Source organism: Sphingomonas flavida (assembly GCF_036663655.1).
Classification (GTDB): domain Bacteria; phylum Pseudomonadota; class Alphaproteobacteria; order Sphingomonadales; family Sphingomonadaceae; genus Sphingomonas.
The window spans coordinates 123,680-130,415 of the sequence record NZ_JAXOJH010000012.1 but is presented as its reverse complement, the minus strand read 5'-3'; the positions used below and the strand labels follow the sequence as shown (position 1 = coordinate 130,415).

Genomic DNA, 6,736 nt, shown 5'->3' with positions numbered 1-6,736 from the left:
ACCAAAGATGGGCTTCGAGCCGATACCGAGCGATGTGATCGTTCTACCCGCTGGAGACCTTGTCGGCGCGGTGAGCGAGCTCAAAGCGCTGCTCGACGGTAACGGCAGGTAACCACCCATTCCAGACATTCGCTGCTTTTCAACATTCCGCCATAAGCCACATCTGGCGAGGCAGCGAGCATACCGCTCAACCGTGACCCATCCGCCACACGCCCGAAAAACCGCTAACATCAGGGGCTGTTTACCCTCTCTCTGTTCCGCTAAACCGCGCGGATCATGCCCCATCTCTATCTTGTCGACGGCTCCGGCTATATCTTTCGCGCCTATCACCGCCTGCCGCCGCTGACGAACAAGCATGGCGAGCCGGTGGGGGCGGTGTACGGCTATACCACCATGCTGTGGAAGCTGGTGGACGAGATCAACGCCGCCGACGGGCCGACCCATATGGCGGTGGTCCTCGACAAGTCGTCCAAGACCTTCCGCAACGAGATGTACGACCAGTACAAGGCGCACCGGCCCCCGCCCCCGCCCGATCTGGTGCCCCAGTTCCCGATGATCCGCGATGCCACCCGCGCCTTCTCGCTGCCCTGCATCGAGGAGATGGGGCTGGAGGCGGACGACCTGATCGCCTGCTATGCCCGCGCCGCGCTGGCGCAAGGGTGGCAGGTCACGATCGTGTCGGGCGACAAGGACCTGATGCAGCTGGTCGAGGATGGCAGCCTCGACATGCTCGACACGATGAACAATCGCCGCCTGGGCGAGGCCTATGTCGTCGAGAAGTTCGGTGTCGGGCCGAAGCAGCTGGGCGACGTGCTGGCGCTGATGGGCGACAGTGTCGATAACGTGCCGGGCGTGCCGGGTGTCGGGCCCAAGACCGCCTCCAAGCTGATCGTCGAGCATGGCGACCTGGAATCCGTGCTCGCCGCCGCGCCCGAGATGAAGAAGGGCAAGCTGCGCGACAACCTGATCGAACATGCCGACAATGCCCGGCTGTCGAAGCGGCTGGTCACGCTGGAGTGCAACGCGCCGCTGCCGCAGCCACTGGAGGAACTGGCGCTGCATCCGACCATCCCGGATGCGCCGCTTCGCGCGTTCCTGGAGCATCACGGTTTCCGCTCGCTGATCGCCAAGATGGGCCAGATCACCGACGATGCCGCGCCCGCCCCCGCCGCCGGGGAAGCCGCGCCCGCCGCCCCGATGGACGATGACGAGCCGTGCAATCTCGACGGCTATGTCACGGTGCAGGACCTCGACACGCTCGACCAATGGGTCGCGGACGCCCGTCACCAGGGCTTCATCGCGATCGATACCGAAACCAGCTCGACCGACGCGACCCAGGCCGAACTGGTCGGCGTCAGCCTGTGCCTCGCGCCCAACAAGGCGTGCTACATCCCGCTCGGCCATGGCGGCAACGACCTGTTGTCGGAAGTGCCGGTGCAGATTCCGGTCGCGCAAGCGCTCGAGCGGATCAAGTCGCTGTGCGAGGACCCGTCGGTCCTGAAGATCGGCCAGAACCTGAAGTTCGACATGATCGTGCTGGGCGAGCGCGGCATCGCCGTCGCGCCGCACGACGACACGATCGTCCTCAGCTTCGACCTCGATGCCGGCCTGCACGGGCACGGCATGGACGAGCTGGCCGCGACTCACCTGTCGCACACCTGCCTTGCCTTCAAGGAGGTGGTCGGCACCGGCAAGAAGCAGCTCGGCTTCCACGAGGTCGATCTCAAGACCGCCACCCGCTACGCCGCCGAGGATGCCGACGTCACGCTGCGGCTGTGGAAGCGATTCAAGGCGCGCCTCACCATGGAGCAGGCGACGCGCGTCTACGAGATGGTCGACCGGCCGCTGGTGCCGGTGATCGCGGGGATGGAACGGCGCGGCATCAAGGTCGATCGCGAGCGGCTGGCCGCCCTTTCGACCGAGTTCGCCGGGCAGATCGCCGCGCTGGAGGGCGAGATCCATGGCCTGGCGGGCACCCCCTTCACCATCGGCAGCCCCAAGCAGCTGGGCGAGATCCTGTTCGACCGGCTGGGACTGAAAGGCGGACGCAAGGGCAAGTCCGGTGTCTATTCGACCGATGTGACCGAACTCGAACGCCTGGCGCGCGACGGCGGCGATGCGGCGGAGATCGTGCGCAAGATCCTGGAATGGCGCCAGCTGTCCAAGCTGAAGAGCACCTATACCGACGCGCTCCAGGCGCAGATCAATCCCAAGACCGGCCGCGTCCACACCAGCTACAGCCTGACCGGCGCACAGACCGGGCGCCTGTCCTCGACCGAGCCCAATCTGCAGAACATCCCGATCCGTACCGAGGTCGGGCGGCAGCTGCGCGAGGCGTTCATCGCGGAAGAGGGCCATGTCCTGATCGCCGCCGACTATTCGCAGATCGAATTGCGGCTGGCCGCGCATATGGCAGACGTGCCCGCGCTGCGCGACGCCTTCGCCAATGGCGACGACATCCACAGCCTGACCGCCAAGGAGCTGTTCGGCGAGGTGAATCGCGACACGCGCGGCCGAGCCAAGACGATCAACTTCGCCATCCTCTACGGCATTTCGCGCTGGGGGCTTGCGGGCCGCCTCGACGTGTCGGCGGACGAGGCGCAAGCCATGATCGACCGCTATTTCGAGCGCTTCCCGGGCATCAACCGCTACATCGCCGAAACCCTGTCTGCGGTGCGCGAGAAGGGTTTCACCACCACGCTGTTCGGGCGCAAGACGCATTTTCCGCGCATCGCCTCGCGCAACCAGGGCGAGCGCCAGGGGGCCGAGCGCGCCGCGATCAACGCACCGATCCAGGGGACCAGCGCCGACATCATCAAGCGCGCGATGGTCCGCATGGAACCCGCGCTCGCCGCCGCAGGCCTGGGCCATGTGCGGATGCTGCTCCAGGTACACGACGAACTGGTATTCGAGGCACCCGAGGCGGATGCGGAAGCGGCGGGCAAGGTCATCCGCGAAGTGATGGCGGGCGCGGCCGAACCGGCCGTCTCGCTGTCGGTGCCGCTGGGCGTAGAGATCGGGTTCGGCAAGAGCTGGGGCGCGGCGCATTGATCCACGCCCGCCGATACGCCAATCCTCCCCAAGCTCGGCTTGGGGAGGGGGACCATGGCGACAGCCATGGTGGAGGGGCATGGCCGTCCACTACGGCAGTGATCCTCGCGGCCGGTGACACCCCTTCGTCAGGCCTTGGGCCTGCCACCTCCCTTTCCAGGGAAGGAAATCCTCGCAATCGACACAAGCCCCTCCCCTTCAGGGGAGGGGTTGGGGTGGGGCATGTCCACCAGCGTCGCATCTGCGGCGATGCCCCACCCCCGGCCCCTCCCCTGAAGGGGAGGGGTGCGTTCATATTATGCCAACCAACTCTGGGACTTCGCGTCCTCTGATGCCTCAGACCCAGGACATCGACGCGCTCGCCAAGGGTGGGCGGACCAATATCGCCGGGTTCGCCCTGCGGCTGGCGGCGCGCATCCCATTCCTGTTCATCGCAGGAAGGATCTATGGCCCCGATCTGGTCGGGCGTTTCGCCATCGCGGTCGTCGTGGTCGAGCTGGCGGCGCTGGTCGCGACGCTGGGCATGAAGCGCGGGCTGGCACAGGCGCTGGCCTCGACCGAGCGGCCGCATGTCCATGTCGTCTGGGATGCGATGGCGCTGGCCTTTCTCGCCTCGATCACGGCGAGCGCGGTGCTGTGGAGCTTTCCCGAGCTGCTCTATCCCAACAGCGCGATCACCGGGCTGGACCGGTGGCTGCCCGCGATCATCGTCGCCATCGCCTGGTCCGACGTCAGCCTGGCCGCGCTCGCCTATCGCCACAACGTCAAGGCGACGGTGACCGCACGCGCAGTGATCGAGCCCTGGACGATCTCGATCGCCGCCTGGGTCTTCTCCTTCTTCACCATCCGCGACGGGCTGGTCCTGTCCTATGTCGCGTCGATGACGGCGGCGCTGATCGCCAGCCTGGTGCCGTTCCTGCGCAGCTATGGCCTGCCACACGGGTGGAGCCCGCGCCTCGCCCGCGTCTTCGCGCTCGCTCGTGCCAACGCACCGCTGGCCGGGGCCGACGCGCTGGAATGGGGCACGCGCAATGTCGATCGCTTCATCCTGGGCGTGATGTTCGAGCCGCGCATCGTCGGCATCTATTATATGGCGCAGCAGGTCGCCTCGCTGCCGCAGAAGTTGAAGACCAGTTTCGACCCGATCCTGGGCCCGGTCATCACCCAGAGCCTGGCCAATGGCGACATGGCCGCGATCGCACGACAGGTCCGCCAGGTCGCGTTCTGGATCATGGCGGCGCAAGGATGCCTGGCGCTGATGGGATCGATCCCGGGCGAAGGCGTGATGGGCGTGGTCGGCCCGCAATTCGTCTCGGGCACCGCCGCGCTCGCCTTCCTGCTGTTCGCCGAGGTGCTCGCCTCGACGGGGGCGGTGTGTGAATCGGCGCTGGTCTATACCGCGCGTCACCGCAACCTGATGATCTCCATCGCGATGCTGGGGGTGCAGATCGGCCTGAGCTTTGCGCTGATCCTGGGGATGCGCGCGCTGGGCTGGCCCGACACATGGGCGGCGGCGGGCCCGGCGGTCGCGCTGGCGATGAGTGTGACCATGACCTCGGTCATCAAGGCACGCGTGCTGTCGGGCATATTGAAGGCGCCGGTGTCGCCGTTCCGCTGGCCGCTGGTCTGGGCGGCAGGCGCGGCGGTGGTGGTGGGCGGCGCCTTCACGCTGCTGCCCCAGCGGCTGGAATGGGCCGAACTGCTGTTCGGCGAGCCCGCGATCGCGGCGACCTATCTGCTGATCCTGTGGCGCTGGGCCTTCGGTCCGGCGGACCGCGCGCTGTTCGCCAAGGCCCCGAGCGTGGAAGAGGCGACCTTGCCCAACGCGGGCGGGATTACGCGGTAAGAATTTCCTCCCCTGCAAGGGGAGGTGCCAGTCCGAAGGACTGACGGAGGGGTGTCGCCCTTATCGAGAGCGGGACACCCCTCCACCATGCTGCGCATGGTCCCCCTCCCCGTGCCGGGGAGAAATTTTGCTTAGTGCCGGAAGTGGCGCATGCCGGTGAACATCATCGCCAGGCCCGCCTCGTCCGCCGCCGCGATGACCTCGTCGTCGCGGATCGAGCCACCCGGCTGGATCACCGCCGTGGCACCCGCCTCGACCGCCGCGAGCAGGCCGTCGGCGAACGGGAAGAAGGCGTCCGACGCGACCGCCGAACCGATGGTGCGAGGCTCGGCCCAGCCCGCCTTCTCGGCGGCATCCTTGGCCTTCCACGCGGCGATGCGCGCCGACTCCAGGCGATTCATCTGGCCCGCGCCGACGCCAGCGGTCGATCCGCCCTTGGCATAGACGATGGCGTTCGACTTGACGTGCTTGGCGACGGTCCAGGCGAAGCGGCAATCGGCCAGCTCTTGCTCGGTCGGTGCACGCTTGGTCACGACCTTCAGCATATCATCGGTCAGGCGGCCATTGTCGCGGCTCTGGACCAGCAGGCCGCCCGCGATCGACTTCATCATCAGGCCGGGGCGCGACGGGTTGGGCAGTTCGCCCGACAGCAGCAGGCGCAGGTTCTTCTTCCTGGCGAAGATCGCGCGCGCCTCTGGCGACGCGTCCGGGGCCACCACCACTTCGGTGAAGATGCCCGAGATCGCTTCAGCCGTCTCGGCATCGAGCGGACGGTTGCAGGCGATGATGCCGCCAAACGCCGACACCGTGTCGCAGGCGAAGGCCGCCTGATACGCCTCGAGCAGCGTATCGCCGCTCGCCACGCCGCAGGGGTTGGCGTGCTTGACGATCACCACGGTCGGCGGCCCGTCGATGAACTCGCTGACCAGCTCCAGCGCGGCATCGGCGTCGTTGAGGTTGTTGTAGCTCAGCGCCTTGCCCTGCAGCTGCTCGGCCTGGGCGATGCCCTGGCCGCCCTTTTGCGGCAGATAGAGTGCGGCGACCTGATGCGGATTTTCGCCGTAGCGCAGGGTTTCGGGATGCTTGGTGAAGGCGAGCGGCAGGGTGGCCGGAAACGCCTCGCCCTGGTCGACGAAGCCGAACCACTGCGCGATCGCGGAGTCATAGGCGGCGGTGGCGGCGAACGCCTTGGCGGCGAGGCGCTGGCGCGTCTTCAGGCTCGAGGCACCGTCATTGGCCGCCAGATCGGCGAGATAGTCGGCATAGTCGGCCGGATCGGTCAGGATCGAGACGTAACCATGGTTCTTGGCCGCCGAGCGGACCATCGACGGGCCGCCGATATCGATATTCTCGATGATCTCCGGCCGCTCCGCGCCCTTCGCGACGGTCTGCTGAAAGGGGTAGAGGTTGACGACCACCAGGTCGATCGCGCCGATGCCATGCTCGGTCATCGCCGCCGCGTGCGCGGGGTCGTCGCGCACCGCGAGCAGGCCGCCATGGACCATCGGGTGCAGCGTCTTGACCCGGCCGTCCATCATCTCGGGGAAGTTGGTGACCTCGGAGATGTCACGCACCGGCAGGCCCGCATCGCGGATCGCCTTGGCGGTGCCGCCGGTCGAGACGAGGTCGACGCCCCGCTCGGCAAGCGAACGGGCCAGGTCGATGACGCCGGTCTTGTCGGACACCGACAGCAGCGCGCGGCGAACCGGCACCAGATCGACGGAGGGAGCGGTGGGGAGCGAAACGGCCATCGGGCAGCGGGTCCTAAGCTTGGGAGGAGTTTGCGGACCCGATAGACGCCGATCGATCGAAGCGCAAAATGTGATTCGGGCATCGCGC

General features: G+C 67.1%; 3 protein-coding genes. 2 read left to right on the top strand and 1 reads right to left on the bottom strand.

Translation table 11 applies throughout. The annotated features are described in order from the left end of the window. The first annotated feature begins 276 nt into the window (after positions 1-276). On the top strand, positions 277-3,051 hold the full coding sequence (gene polA, locus U1703_RS14095; protein ID WP_332786176.1) for a DNA polymerase I: 2,775 nt from the start codon (positions 277-279) through the stop codon (positions 3,049-3,051). 331 nt (positions 3,052-3,382) lie between these two features. Beyond that, positions 3,383-4,897: a lipopolysaccharide biosynthesis protein gene (locus U1703_RS14090; RefSeq protein ID WP_320452906.1), complete on the top strand. Its 1,515-nt coding sequence runs from the start codon at positions 3,383-3,385 to the stop codon at positions 4,895-4,897. Between the two features lie 131 nt (positions 4,898-5,028). On the opposite strand, the gene purH is transcribed toward U1703_RS14090, so the two are convergent. Continuing rightward, positions 5,029-6,648, bottom strand: coding sequence for a bifunctional phosphoribosylaminoimidazolecarboxamide formyltransferase/IMP cyclohydrolase (gene purH, locus U1703_RS14085; RefSeq protein ID WP_332786175.1), 1,620 nt, complete (start codon positions 6,646-6,648; stop codon positions 5,029-5,031). Positions 6,649-6,736 lie beyond the last annotated feature (88 nt).

Coding starts and splice junctions, on each gene's coding strand:
- polA (WP_332786176.1), top strand. CDS start 277: ATGCCCCATCTCTATCTTGTCGACGGCTCCGGCTATATCTTTCGCGCC.
- purH (WP_332786175.1), bottom strand. CDS start 6,648: ATGGCCGTTTCGCTCCCCACCGCTCCCTCCGTCGATCTGGTGCCGGTT.
- U1703_RS14090 (WP_320452906.1), top strand. CDS start 3,383: ATGCCTCAGACCCAGGACATCGACGCGCTCGCCAAGGGTGGGCGGACC.